Here is a 13,954-nt window from a genome sequence, read left to right as displayed (position 1 = left end):
AGAAACCCGTATTCGTATCCACTTTTACACGACTGCATGACTGGCGCGCTGAGAAATGCCCCCGGGTTACCGGGGAAACGTCCCCCCCCCCCCCCCCTGCCCTGCCCTTCGTTCCTGGACAACCCACAAAAAAAAGCCCGGGCAAAACCCGGGCTTTTGAAAAATGTGACTGGCGTCCAGATCAGCTCGAAGGGCTGACGACGATATCGGGATGGTCGAGCTCGTTCGAGAATCCGGTGGCGTAGCGATGATTCGTGAAGAGAGGGGGGACGACGATCAGGTGAACCTGCCCGGTGATGTTGTCATAACGGGCTCCCGTGACGTAGATGCTGCCCGCACGGATCTTGTCTCCGAGGGAGGGATTCGTCGCGATGAGGTCGGAGATGGTCTGCAAAACGACTTCATTGACCAGTCGTTCCATCTGTTTTTCCGGACTGGTGGAAGATTTCTTGGCCGTAGCAAGGGCATCGGCCAAAGGACCGGCCGGAGGAGTGGCTGTGCCATTGATGTAGGACTCGAATGCAGGGGTGACGTGGCCCATGACCACCAGCATGGGGGCCTTGGTCTCCGTCATCAGTGAATCAACCTTGGCCGCTTCCTCAGCAGAAGGAGCAGGGAAAGAGACTCCCGTTGTCGACAATGATTTCGGCTGGGCATCGAACACTTCGTCCACCACCTGCACCATTTCGTTGGTGGTGACGACGAGCGCCCTTACTTGGTTGGCGGCTGGGATCTGGCCAAGACCAGCCTCGGCGGAGTATTTGGTTTGCCCTGCAATCGTGCGGGCATTGCCGTCCATCATGGCGATGAGGCTTTGATCGGCGAGAAGCTTGACCGCCCGGTTCCGCTTCGTGAGAGGATTACCTTCGGCAACATTGAGGTAAGGGCCGGAGCCAACTTGCATGTTATCCGCCGGCACGGTGAGAGTGGACACTAACGTGGCAGCCAGAGTTATGATGAGTCTGTTGAATTTCATGGCCCTCATCCTACCCAAAATCGGGGGGGGGGGGTAGTCGGGCAAAGACCTGATTTTTTGGGGGGTTCCGAAATTCTACTAATCGAATCAGCAAGTGCGCTTCGATCTATCAGTTTCCAAGATACAACATCTATCAACCCTTAAATAAACAGGTTAGAACGTCACCTAGACGGAGATGATTGTGTAACTACCAGTTTTGGCATCGGTTCGGACGTAAGACGAGTTCCAAGAGGCAAAAAAAAGCCGCGAAGGAATTCTGAGGCTGGCAACATGCGTCCTCCCGGACGCTGCAAAGCGTGCAAACGAAGCACTCCGGAACCCGTCGCCACGCACAGGTACTCGCCGCCGGGAGAGCCGTCAGGATCACCGCCCCTCGTGTCTGCGGGAGGCACGATTGTGCCAGGAAGAGTTGTGCCGGAGCGTTCTTCGATGATTACCGACGAGGATGAAGACGGTAAGGGTTTACCCGAATCGGTGCCCGCCGGGTCCGGCGCAGTTGCGCGGTCCACACGATGGTTGTCCGTGCTGGTGTCGGTGCCGATGCTGTCGGCGCGACCCAGTTTCACGCGCTGCCCGTCGATCTCCACGCTGCACGCAGGCCAGGGAAACAGGCCGTTGATGCGGGCGGCGAGGACGGCGGCGGGAGCGGAAAAATCGAGCACGCCGTCGGCTTTGGTGAGCTTGCGGCAAAACGTCGCGGCAGCATGATCTTGTTCGCGGAACTCCAGCGTGCCGGCGGCAAGGCGCGGCAGGGCGCGGGCAACGAGCGGCACGCAGGCGGCGGACAACCGCGCCTCCACCTCAAGGGCGGTGTCGAGCGGGCCGATGGGGACTCGCTCGACATCCGCAATGGGGCCGGCGTCGAGTTGGCGGACGATGCGCATGAGCGTGACACCGGTCTCGCGTTCACCGCAGGCCACCGCGGTCTGGATGGGAGACGCGCCCCGATATTTGGGGAGAAGCGACGTGTGGAGATTGAGCGTGCCGAGGCGCGGCGTGGCGATGAAGGCATCGCGCAGGATGTGTCCGTAGGCCATCACCAGCGTCACGTCGGGCGCGAGGGCGGCGAGTTCGGCACGCGTTTCGTCGGTCAGTTTTTCGGGCTGGTAAACAGGAATGCTGCGGGACTGCGCCCATATTTTAATCGCGTTGGGTGTGACCTTTTGGCCGCGACCGACTGCGCGGTCCGGTTGAGTAAACACCGCCACGATCTCCGCAACACCATGTCCTCCCCCCCCCCCCCCCCCCTGCCAGCCAGTCGAGCAATGGCAGGGCGATGGCGTCGGAACCCATGAAAACGAGGCGCAACATCGGGAAGGGAGACGCGGTTACTTTTTGAGCGTTTTGATCCACTTGCCGACCTCGGCGGCGAGTTTGGCAAACGCGGCGTCGTTGTCGGGCCGGGCAAGGCCGTCGAGCAGCGTCCAGTGTTCGACGTGTTCGACAAACGCTCCGGGCTCCAGACGGGTGAGCGGGCTGAGGGTTTCAAACTCGATCATGGTGCCGTTGGTAAACGTCTCGAAGGCGCATCCAAAGTCCGGATACACGATGCCGGCGCCGGAGAGAACCGGAGCGTATTTCACGAACGTGGTGCCATCGACCCAGTAGGCGGACCAGCCGGGATAGTTGGTGATGCCAAACTTCTGCGGCGCGGTGGCCTTGGGCACGTCGATGCCGACAAAATCGCGGTGCAAGTCCCAAACCGGAAGCGAAAGGTCGGTGTAGGTCCAGGGCACGAACGAATAACTGGGCAGCAAGTCGCCCGCCTTGTGGTCGCCCTTGGGCAGGAGCGGGAGCACACCGTAGCCACCGGCGCGCATCATGGTGAGTCCCCAGGCGGCGGTCTCGATGGCCCACAGGCCGTCGTTGGTGAGGGCGTGGGTAAGCTTGATCGTGCGGGAGCCGAGAACCTCGATCTTGATCGCCTTCTGAATGCCGGTTTTGGCCTCGGTGGGCTGGGCGAGGGCAATGCCGTTTTTGAGAGGTTTGACGGCGAGCGGGTCGTCGTCGGGCTGGTAGCTGCGCACGACGTGCTCGGGCGAATGCCAGAGGCGGTGGCCGCCGCGCAGGAGGTAACCATTGAGGCGTTGCTCGGTCTTGGCGTCGAGCGAGAGGAAGAGGTTGCCCGCCTTGCCCTTGGTGGAGCGGAGCGAAACCACGCGCGGACCGACGTCGGTGGTCACAGCCAGTTCGAACGCGGGCGTGGAGAGAACATGGGCGTTACCGCCGCGATAATCAGTCTTGGAGTGCTTCATGATGGATTGGATCGGATTGGAAACAAAAACCCAACAAACCAATGGCCGCGAAAAGGCACAAGATTTCTCGCCGCGCATAAAACCTCACAGGCGCGACGGCGAAACGGTCCGCCTCCACCGGCGCGTTTGCGTGCTCCGAGATCGACACCGCGCGCGCCGCGATTCCCGTCAATTCGCAACCGGCGTTCGTGTCGGCGGCGCGCTCGGTCCCTCCACCCAACTCCCCTCGATCATCATGCGGATCGGGTGGGCGGGGATGCCGCATTCGTTGCGTTGCAACATGCCCGCCAGCATGTCCACCGCCGTCGCCCCGATCACGTTGGAATTTTCATCAATGCGCGCATAAAACTCCTCCTTCGTCGAATCGCCGCACAACGCAAACGCCATGTCCTCCGGCACCCGAATGCCAGCAGCCTGCGCCGCCTCGGCCACCAGCGGATCGATTGACACCACGGCGTCGGGACGCCAGCGCCGTATCCATTTTCCAACCACATCTGGTCGCGGCGGACCGCCTGTGATCATCAGCGGATCAATCCGTTTCTGCTTCGGCAATGTCTGCTGTTCCACCAAAAAACCGGCGAGCCAGTGACGATGCACGCGCTCGTTGGTGGCGGCGCTGAGGGCAAAGCCGATCCGCTCGCAACCACGCTCCCGCAGTTTCTGGATCACCATCAACACCGACTGATAATGATGGTTGCACACGGAATGAAAACGCGGACGGACCAGCGTGTATCCAAAAGTAACGACAGCAAACCGCGCCCAGTCCAGATGCAGTTCCATGTGCGCGTCGGGCTGGGGCGGCAGCAGCAACCCGGTGATGTTGCGCGCCAACAGGATGTCCGTCATCCGCTCCTGCGACATGTCGGGCGCGCCGAGCCAGAATTTTTCGAGCTTGTAGCCCAGTTGCTCCGCACGCCGCGCCGCGCCCTGGTGATAAACATTGAATGTAGGCACCGCCCGCAGTGGGTGATCCGGCGCAAAATTGTTCACCCACGCCAGCGTCCCCTGAAAATTCACCTGCCTGCTGTTGCGCCGGTAGGAGTGAAACGCGCGCAACACCGGGTCGGGCCGGTAGCCTAATTCGTTGGCGATGGTTTTGATGCGCAGGCGCGTGGCTTCCGGGATGCTCGCATGGTCGCGCAACGCCAACGATACGGTCATCGCGCTGACCTTCGCCTTGGCGGCGATGATACGCATGGTGGGGCGGGTGAAGGATGGCATGACCTCGACTATGCTCAATTCACTTTATTTGTAAAGCATCGGCCCGCTTGTCGCCTTTCGGCATTCGCGGATTATTCGCTTTGTGAAAACACTTCCTTATCTCCCAAACCACTCGCAACGCTTGCAACACTCGCAGCACACGCACATCAACCGGATCTCCAAGTGCCTCCGCGCACTGGCCCTCGTTTCCGGCCTCGCCGCTGCCGCGACGCTCTCCGCCCAGACCATCGTCAACGTCCCCATCACCAGTCCTGGCTTCGAGGACATCTCCAGCGGCAAGCCCACAGGTTGGACTCATGACGTCAATAGCAACAGCACCGGGAAACTGTGGGATGCCACCAAAACTGGCGAGGAGGGCATGGTTCACTCCGGCAGATATGCCTACGGAATGACCGTGCCAAGCATCACCTCAAATTATGCTACCATCCGGCAAGGTTCCACCGGCCGCTTTGACGTGGAGCCGGGCACAACTTATACGCTCTCGCTCTGGGCGCGTGGTGACAACCTCGACCTCGTCACCGACAAATTCGATGTGGTGATCCAGTGGTATAAGGCAGATAATTCGACGACAGCAGGTTCCAACCGAAGCACACTTCTCTCATTTGATGCAAACGGCGCGTGGCAGCAATTTAGCATTACAGGCACATTTGTTGCCCCGGCGGAGGCGGCTAAAGGCGCAATCTATATTTACGCCAGACGCGGTCAGGGCGGCACGAGCACATCCACGACAGCGACCTACACCTTCGACGACCTCGCGCTCACCTATCAAACTGCCTCTGTTCCCGAACCCGCCAGCGTTGCGGTGTGGCTGGGTGCGTTTACCGTGCTTGCGGGCCTCCTCGCCGCGCGCCGCAAGCGCCGCTGAAAAAGTGGCGCGGGCGTCCCGCCCGCTTTCGTTTTCGTTGCCACTCCGTCCGAACGTAGCGCAGGCATAGGGTCAGGAAAAAGCCTGCAATCCAATTTCATGCGCGAAGCGCCGCTTTTCCCGACACCACAACAACGACACCAAAAATGACCGCGCTTCGCGCAATGGACTCGATGGCAGGCAAGATGCCTGCGCTACGTTACCGCCACGTTTGACCTGAGCACTCCCCCCCCCCCCCCCCCATGAACATGACAGCATTCCAGACGCCACCCGCGTTCGCCCTCTCGCTCCTGTTCACCCTCGCCGCGCTCTCCCCGATCCTCGCCGCCGCCGCCGATAACAACGACAACAGCAACGACGGCGCGATGGTCACCGGTTCCGATTTTCAGACCCTCATTTTTCGTAACGGCGACAACGCCTATGCCGGCGCCACCGAAGCCGCGCTCGTGAAAGACGAAACGCTCACTCTCTCGCCGGACGCGCCCAACCTTCCGATTGAGCACTCGACAACCCCGCGCACCGGCAAGCCGCTCACCGACAAACAAACACTCCTGCGCTTCGACGATATTTTCGGCGGCCAACCCGCGCAAATCCCCACGAACGCGCCCATCGTGAGCGCGACCCTGCGACTCCACACCGCCAAAGGCGCGCGCACACGAGTCTTCTTCAACCGCCTGTTGCAGCCATGGACCGACGCCGCGCGGGACGGCAATGGCATTCAGGCAAACGAACGCGAAGCCCGCGCCGAGCCGGACACCATTGCCTATTTTCTCCGCGACAACGCAGCCGTTGACGTGAACCTCACAAAATCCCTGCGCGCGTGGACCTCCGGAAAAAACGCCAACCACGGCTGGGTGCTGCGACACACCGGCGCGAAAGCCGACCCGCTCTCGCTCGTTTCCTCGCTCTCCGCCGACCCCGAAAAACGCCCGCGCCTGAGCGTCACCTTTGACGCCCGCCCCGGCAACCCGCCGCCAACCGCGAGCGAACTCGCCGCGACACGCAACGCATCCGCCAGTCCCGCCGCGCCCGCCGCCGTCACCCTCTCGCTCCGCGCCAACCATCCCGCGCAACGCGAACTCACCGTCACCTTTCACGCCCGCAAACAAGCCGCCGCCGCGCCGGATTTTGAAATCATTGTCCTGCCCGACACCCAGTATTACACACGCGGCGGCTTCAAGGGCAGCACACCCGAAATCTTCGACACGCAGACCGCGTGGATCGTCAAAAACCGCCGCGCCCGCAACATCGCCGCCGTCCTCCACCTCGGCGACATCACCGACCGCGGTGACGTTGCCGAGTCCGAATGGCAAAACGCCGACCACTCCATTCGCCTCCTCGAAGACCCCGTGACGACCGGCCTGCCCGACGGCATCCCCTACAGCCTCGCGCTCGGCGACCACGACTCCATCCACACACGCCCCGACGGCAAACAAACCGGCGGCGGCCCCGCCCTCTTTTACAACCGCTATTTCGGCTCCGACCGCTTCGCAAAACGCGCCTGGTACGCCGGCCATTTCGGCGACAAAAACAACAACAACCACTGCATCCTCTTTGAAAGCGGCGGCGAACGCCTCATCGCCATCTCGCTCGAATCGCAAGTCGGCGGACGCACCCCCGCCGCCCTGAAATGGGCGGACGCCCTGCTGAAAAAACACGCGGATCGCCGCGCCATTGTCACCTCGCACAACATCATGTGGCCCGGCCCCGACGGCAACCATTCGCCCTATCCCGATGGCAAGGCGATTTACGAAGCCCTCAAAACCAACAAAAACCTGATGCTCCTCATCGGCGGACACCACACCGGCGTCGGCCACCGCGCGGATGTTTTCAACGGTTCGACGGTTCACTCGCTCGTCAGGGATTTTCAGAGCGACGACCGCGGCGGCACCGGCTTCTTGACGATCCTCCGCTTCTCGCCGCGCAACAACCAAATCCACGTCTCCAACTATTCCCCGTTGATCGACCGCCACGACGATTACAACGACGGCGAGCAGACGCTCGACTACGATTTCAGAGCGAATCCCGGCGCGTTCAAAAAAATCGCGACAACCCAAATCCATTCCGGCGAGACGGCCACCTGCCGTCTCGAAACCGGCGCGGACAGCGCGGCAACATGGGAATGGTTCGCCAAAATCAGCGACCCGACCGGCGGCAAAATCCTCCGCACCCCCACGCGCGAAATCCCGCCCGCAACCATCGCCAAACGCTGCCCCCCCCCCCCTGCCTGTCATCAAAATGAAAATCATCCCCGCACCAGCCGTCCGTGCCGCCTTCACCCTCATTGAACTGCTTACGGTCATTGCCATCATCGGCATTCTGGCGGCGATCATCATTCCCACCGTCGGCAAAGTCCGCGAGACGGTGCAGAGCGCAACCTGCATCTCCAATCTCAAACAACTCGGCATGGCGGCGCAGGCTTACGCGGCGGACCACAAGGATGCCACGCCCGGCAAAAACTGGCTTTATCCCACAACGGCAAGCAACATCGACAAAAGCGGCTCGCTGATGCCCTACCTCGACGCCGGCGCAAAATGGGGCGTCAACACGAAATCCGTGACCACCTGCCCGATCATGGTGAAAAAATTCCCGCCGAAAGAAGACGGAAACCAACAATACACCTATACTCTCAACAGCTACACAGCCAGTCGCGAAAACCCCGACACAGCGGGCAGCAACGCCAACCCCGACTGGTCCCTCCCACCGACAACCAGCAACGGCAATCCGCGCACCCTGAGGGTGTCCGACTCCAACGCTCCCTCCCGGCAGGCGCTCTTCTTCGACGGCCTCGCCCAGAATGAAAACGCATCCACTCACCAGCACCCCTATATCGTGGCGGGGGACGCGGGCAATTTCGCACAGTATCAACGTTTCCCTCACAACGATTCCCTCAACATCGTCTTCCTCGACGGTCATTGCGCAAAACTCAAAAAAGACCGCACCGAATTGTGGGACGCGACAATGGACACCTTCTGGACCGGCGACCGCTGACAGAAACATCTGACATGCGCCCGCAAAACATCTTCCTCTCGCCGCCCTCGCGGGAAACGCTCGCCAAAGTTTTCAGGCAAAACGCCCCCGCCTCCCCGTATCCTAAATTTGGCGACGCGCGCTGGGCGGAAATCTTTGCGCGCCCGCGCCTCGCGCCGGTGATTGCCTGCGTCGTCCGCCAAGCCTCCGCCCCCGCCGAGAGGGACGCCCCGCTGCCGCCGCTCACCGACGCGCTCTACCGCCAGTTCGCCGCCACCGGCGTCCGCCTGCCGTTTGAAAACATCTATTTCGAGCGCCGTCGCCACCTCGCCCGCGCCGCGCTCACGCTCCTCGCCGCTCCCGCCTCCGCCCGCGACCCGGACCCGGATAAAAACCCCGCCCTCCGCTCCCTCGCCTCAAAAATGGAGCAAACCCTCGCGGAAGACTCGTGGACGCTGCCCGCCCACGCCCCCGAATCCCCCTCGGGACGCGACCCGCGCCGGGTTGACCTGTTCGCCGCCGAAACCGCCAGCCACCTCGCCGACCTGCTTCACGTCTTCGGCGAAATACTCCCCAAAAAACTCCGCGCCGGCATTCGCGCAAAACTCCGGCGCGACATTTTTGAAAACTACCTGACAGGCGGAGAATTTTTCTGGTGGACCCAACAGCGCAACAACTGGAACGCCGTCTGCCACCAGGGGATTGTCGGAGCCGCGCTCGCCGTCGAGGACGACGCAGGCCTCCTTGCCGCGCTCGTCGCCAAGGCATCAAAACACCTCCCCGCCTTCGTGGACGCCTTCGGCGACGACGGCGCGTGCTCGGAGGGCCCCGCGTATTGGGAATACGGATTCGGCGCCTTCTCGCTCCTCAACGAACAACTGGAAAAACGTTCGCGCGGCGCGCTCTCGCTCTTCGCAAACAATCCGAAAATCGCCCGCATCGCCGCCTGCGGCCCCGCCATGAGCTTGAGCAACGGACGCGTTGTGAACTTCGCCGACTGTGCCGCAGAAACCGTCCTGCGCGCCTCCACGCTCCACTACCTCGCGGACAAATTCGACTCCGCCGCCTGCCGTCAACAGGCCGCGCTAAACTACGCCCTCCTCACACGCCCCGAAAACACCAACGCCCCGTTTTACGAAAGCCCGCGCACCGATTTTCTCTTTTATCTCCACTTCTTTCTTCACGCTCCGGGCGACGCTGAAATCGCCGCCGCGTTCACCCCCTCCCCCCCCTCTGCCGTGGCCGCCGCAAGAGTGGACGTGTTGCCGACGCTCGGCATCCAGGTTGCGCGCGGACGCGACACCTCCGGCAACCTTTGGGAGTCCGCCGCCAAGGGCGGGAACAACGCCGAGGAGCACAATCACAACGATGTCGGCAATTTTCTCCTCAACCTCAACGGACGACCCGTCGTCGCCGAAATCGGGCGTCCCGAATACACCGGCGCCTATTTTCAAAAAGACACCCGTTACACCTTTTTCGCCGCGCGTTCGCTCGGCCACTCGCTTCCACTGATCAATGGTTGCGAACAGGACGCGGGCGCGGAACACACCGCCAAAATCCTGCGCGCGGATACCGCGCCGGATGCCTCGGGCCGGATTTTGTTCGAGGCCGACCTCACCGACGCATGGCCGGTGGAGGCGGGCCTGAAACGGTTTGTGCGGCGTCTTGTCCCGAATCCGTCAGCGGGCATTTTCCGCTGGGAAGACATCATCGAACTCCGCGCACCCGGCAACGTGGAGTCCGGTTTCATCACCGGTTGCGAGGCCATCGAAATTCTCACGCCGCTCCACCTCGTCATCACCGACGGCCGACAAAAAATCCACTTCCGCTTAATCACCGAAACCACCGCCGAAAACTCAAACGTGCTGAAATGGACGCACGTTGACGCGCATGACTGCGCCATGCTCGACGGGCGCATCCAGACCTGGCGGCGGATCGTTCTCGCGCCTGCCAGAAACGCGCCACTCGCCGCGCGCTACCATGCCGAAGTCGAAATCTCGCTCCGCCCCGACTGATCCCTCCCCCCCTGGCCTCCGCGCAATTGTATTTTTTATCATGACACAATTCCTCCCCCCCTCCCCCCCCCATGCGCGCACCGGGAAAATGATTCCCCTGCTTTGCGCGTTCATCGTATCGGGCATGGCAATTGCCGCCACCGTGCCGGAAACGATTTCACTCGCCGGCTGGACCGCGAAAACAGACGCCAGGGCCACTGCAAGCATCGCGACGGAACCGCAGGAACTGGCACACGCGGCAAACACGATGGCGGCGGATCTTTTTCGCGTGAATTACCATTCGCCGGAACGCGCCAATATTTCACTCGTGCCACCGGAGCCGGTTCCACTGCCCGACGACCTCAAAAACCTCACCCTCTGGTTTGCCCGCGCCGAAGGCGACTTCACGCTCCTCTTCAACATCCGCGACGCCGCGGGCGCGCACCACGAACTCAAAGTCAACACCAGCCGCCTCCCCCACGGCGGCCCCGTCGGCTGGAAACAACACCGCGCCCGCGAATGGTCCATCTGGAGCCAGGCAACCTCCTACCGCATCGACACACCGGCTGACATCGCCGAACGCGCCCAGCCCGAATACCAGGACGCCACCCGCGCCCTCGTCTGGCCGCGCCCGCTCTCGCTCGCCGGCATCACGATAAAACCTGCCAAATCCCCCGCTTACGACGCCCTCGGCGCCGGCCCCGCCGTGAAAGCCGGCACCGGCAGCCTCTTTCTCGCGGAACTCACCACTCTCACAAAAAACGGTTTTGAAGCCGCCTGGTCCTGGACCTTTTCCTCCCGCTGCCGGCAAGGACGCGACACCCCCCCCGTCCTCTTTCTCGACGACCTGACCCTCGCCGACGCCGACACCCGCTACGAAGTCACCCTGCATCGCGGATACCAAGGTCCCGTCATCTGGAGCCGCGGCGGCGAAGCCTCCTCCAACCGCAAAGACCCCGTCACACTCTTTCGTCAACGCATCCTCCTGCCGGAACTGCCACGCGGTCGTTATTTTCTGAATACAAAAACATGGAAACCCGACGGCACGTTTAACGAAGACCGCCAGTTTCTCGAACTCGTCGTCATCCAAAACCGCGACACGCCCCCCCTCCCCCCCCCCGGCGCGCAGCCGGATTCCGGTTTCCAACTGCGCAGCGACATGCCCTCGCACGTTTTCCCGCACACTGTCGCCACCGCCGCGCTCCGACTCACGCTCCCGGCGGCGCGGACCAACGCAAACGCGACTGTCCACGTTCGCATTGTCGATTACAACAACCGCGCGCTCATGCGGAAAAACTTCCCCCGGCCAACCGATGGCGACGACCTTCGCGTCTCCCTGCCCGTCGAACCGGGCATGGAGTATTTCGCCACTGCCGAACTCCTGGACAACGGACGCCTGCTCGACCGCGCCCACCTCCATTTCGGCGTCGAGAGCCCGCCCGAACCCTCCGCCACCCGTGTGCCCGACAGCGTTCCTGATCGTGACGCCGTGCTGTCAGGAAAAGTCCACTACAACGCCGAGTATTGGGAAGGCGACCGTCCCTCGCGTGTGTTCCCCTGGATTAACAACATGGAACCCGCCGCCTTTGAACTCTTTCTCCAGCAAGCCGTCCGTGCCGGAGCCAAAAGCGTCAGCATCGGCGACCTCTGGGGCAACCACGAGATGCTGCCCGGCGTTTACCAATGGCATGAACTCGACCGCCGCATCGAACGCGCCGCGCATCACGGCCTCAAAGCCTTCCTCGCCTACACCGGCGACGGCTCGGAAGGCCGCCAGTTCTCCTTCCCCCTCTGGCTCGACGCCGCCATTCGCATTGATCAAGCCGGCGACACACCCTCGCGCACCTTCGCTCCCTCCTGGTGGGACCCCGCCGTGCGCGACGGCTGGCTGCGTTACTACAAACGCCTCGTCACCCACGTCCTCGCCAACCCCAATGTCATCGGGTATCGGATAACCAACTACCAACTCGCCGGCAAAACCGCCGGCTGGGGCGTGGACCCCTCCCGGCTCGATTACTCGGCCCCGGCCCGCGCCGAATTCGCGCGCTGGATTGGGTCTTTGAACAAAACACCGGACCGAAACGCTCTCCCTCCCCCCCCCCCCCCCAACATGGGCGCGCTCTTCAGCCTGCCCGGCGTCAACGAGCGCGACCTGCCCGGCCCGGACCTCTCCGAAGCGTTCCAGAATTTTGTGAATTTCAACACCTACAGCCATCATGCGCGCCTCGCTGATTTCTTCGCGGCGATCCGCTCGCTCGACCCACGCCGCCAGATTCAGGTGGACCAAAAACCCTTTCCCTACGCCATCGAGCGCAGCATCCCGCTGCTGCGCGACGGCGGCGTGTTGAAAAACGAGGACTCGCCCAACTTCAATGCCGCCGTCCTGCGCAGCATGTGCGTGCAGGCGGGCGTTCCTTACGCCGAGGAATTGCACAACCACATGCCCACCTCGCGCTCCATTTCCGACGCGACCAACTTCTGGAGTTCCTACCTCTCCGACGGCATTTTCTGGCTCATGCGCTGGCACTCGCGCATGATCGTGAAGAACGAGACCACCCCGCCCGCCGGCGGCTTCAGCCAGAACACCGCCGAATCCATGCTCGATTACCAGCGCGACACCCTGCCTGCATGGGAAGAGTGGATACGCGCCCGACAGATCGAACCCGAGGTGCTGGTATTCGGCAGTCGCGCCCAAGGCCTGCTCGCCAACTGGCGCTCGGGAGGCGACTACGACATCGAAGGCATCCGCACCTTCAACGCCCTGTTTGCCTGGCATCAGGTGCCCCCGCACTTTGCCAACGAATACACCGACTGGGTGCGCCTTGACCGCTTCAAAACCATTTTTGTCTGCGGCGAAGTCATGCCGTTGCGCGCCATCGAACGCCTCGTTGCCCACGTCCGCGGCGGCGGTGGCGGCGGCAACAAAATCGTGCTCGTGGGCAATCCCGGAAAATACTGCCCCGAACGCCCCGCCGAACGCGACCTCTTGCGACGCCTGTTGCGCGACACGCCCGGCATCGACTTCACCGCGCAAATCCGCGAAATTGCCGAGCCCCGCCGCCAACCCGCGCCCGGCGTGCCCGAATGGCAGGCCCCGTTCGGATTCCCCGCGCAGGAGCTGGACGCGATTCTCGCCTGGGCGGGCGTGACGCGGCGTGTATCCGTCAAAGGAGGACAACGCACCGGCCAAGCCACCAACACCAGCGGTGCCGCCGACGCGCGTTTTGAGTGCCAGTTGCGAGCATCGCCCGACGGCAATCGCGTGTATGTGGCAATCATGCGCAAATGGACCGGCGGTTATCTTGGCAACATCGATTACGAACGTGTATTGAAAACCAAATACGGCCTCGCTCCGGGCACCGTCACCCTCGCCGGCCTCGGCAACGGACGCTGGCGCGTGGAAAAATTCCATCGTGACGTCCGGGACATTGGCTCGCTCGATGTGACAAACGGATCAGCAACTTTTGAAGCGGACGCAGCACTGGCGGGCGAAGTTCAGTTGTTCCGGCTGACAAGAGACAGCGCCTCCTCAGTCTCTCTCACGCCATGACCAGACGCACCTGCACCGCCGCGTCCGTCATCCTGACTGTCATGCTATCCGCAATACCGCCACGTGTTTTGTCCAGCGAGCCGCCCGAACCTCCGGCCACCGCTGCCACCGTCACCTGCGCCG

General features: G+C 62.4%; 10 protein-coding genes. 5 read left to right on the top strand and 5 right to left on the bottom strand.

The genetic code is table 11. The annotated features are described in order from the left end of the window. Nucleotides 1-181: 181 nt before the first annotated feature. The 5 genes from OBACDRAFT_RS12870 to OBACDRAFT_RS12855 form a co-directional block, all read right to left on the bottom strand. The gene (locus OBACDRAFT_RS12870) at nt 182-934 is read right to left on the bottom strand and encodes a hypothetical protein (RefSeq protein ID WP_157837059.1); all 753 of its coding nucleotides are present in this window, start codon (nt 932-934) and stop codon (nt 182-184) included. 203 nt (nt 935-1,137) lie between these two features. Then, the gene (locus OBACDRAFT_RS12865; RefSeq protein ID WP_232767084.1) at nt 1,138-2,178 is read right to left on the bottom strand and encodes a methionyl-tRNA formyltransferase; all 1,041 of its coding nucleotides are present in this window, start codon (nt 2,176-2,178) and stop codon (nt 1,138-1,140) included. Beyond that, on the bottom strand, nt 2,117-2,287 hold the full coding sequence (locus OBACDRAFT_RS29780; RefSeq protein WP_232767082.1) for a hypothetical protein: 171 nt from the start codon (nt 2,285-2,287) through the stop codon (nt 2,117-2,119). Before OBACDRAFT_RS29780 ends, OBACDRAFT_RS12865 begins: the two co-directional genes overlap by 62 nt. 17 nt (nt 2,288-2,304) lie before the next feature. After that, the gene (locus OBACDRAFT_RS12860) at nt 2,305-3,231 is read right to left on the bottom strand and encodes a hypothetical protein (RefSeq protein WP_043586232.1); all 927 of its coding nucleotides are present in this window, start codon (nt 3,229-3,231) and stop codon (nt 2,305-2,307) included. A gap of 168 nt (nt 3,232-3,399) precedes the next feature. Continuing rightward, nucleotides 3,400-4,452, bottom strand: a complete 1,053-nt coding sequence (locus OBACDRAFT_RS12855) for a LacI family DNA-binding transcriptional regulator (protein ID WP_043586194.1) — start codon at nt 4,450-4,452, stop codon at nt 3,400-3,402. Nucleotides 4,453-4,573: 121 nt separating this feature from the next. Here OBACDRAFT_RS12855 and OBACDRAFT_RS12850 point away from each other — a divergent pair, with 121 nt between their 5' ends. The 5 genes from OBACDRAFT_RS12850 (at nt 4,574) to OBACDRAFT_RS12830 (ending at nt 13,831) form a co-directional block, all read left to right on the top strand. Continuing rightward, the gene (locus OBACDRAFT_RS12850) at nt 4,574-5,317 is read left to right on the top strand and encodes a carbohydrate binding domain-containing protein (RefSeq protein WP_157837058.1); all 744 of its coding nucleotides are present in this window, start codon (nt 4,574-4,576) and stop codon (nt 5,315-5,317) included. A 248-nt stretch (nt 5,318-5,565) separates the two neighbouring features. After that, a complete protein-coding gene (locus tag OBACDRAFT_RS12845) occupies nt 5,566-7,605 on the top strand; it encodes a DNRLRE domain-containing protein (protein ID WP_198529899.1) in 2,040 nt (679 codons plus the stop codon). Next, a complete protein-coding gene (locus OBACDRAFT_RS25390) occupies nt 7,556-8,308 on the top strand; it encodes a type II secretion system protein (RefSeq protein WP_052361925.1) in 753 nt (250 codons plus the stop codon). Before OBACDRAFT_RS12845 ends, OBACDRAFT_RS25390 begins: the two co-directional genes overlap by 50 nt. 14 nt (nt 8,309-8,322) lie before the next feature. Next, nucleotides 8,323-10,302, top strand: coding sequence for a heparinase II/III domain-containing protein (locus OBACDRAFT_RS12835; protein ID WP_043586191.1), 1,980 nt, complete (start codon nt 8,323-8,325; stop codon nt 10,300-10,302). A 40-nt stretch (nt 10,303-10,342) separates the two neighbouring features. Then, complete coding sequence (locus OBACDRAFT_RS12830; RefSeq protein ID WP_043586189.1) at nt 10,343-13,831, top strand: alpha-amylase family protein; 3,489 nt, start codon at nt 10,343-10,345, stop codon at nt 13,829-13,831. Nucleotides 13,832-13,954: the final 123 nt, after the last annotated feature.

Origin of the sequence: Geminisphaera colitermitum TAV2 (genome assembly GCF_000171235.2) — a bacterium.
Taxonomy (GTDB): domain Bacteria; phylum Verrucomicrobiota; class Verrucomicrobiia; order Opitutales; family Opitutaceae; genus Geminisphaera; species Geminisphaera colitermitum.
Note: the sequence above shows the minus strand (reverse complement) of the source record. Positions and strands in the feature narration are given on the sequence as shown.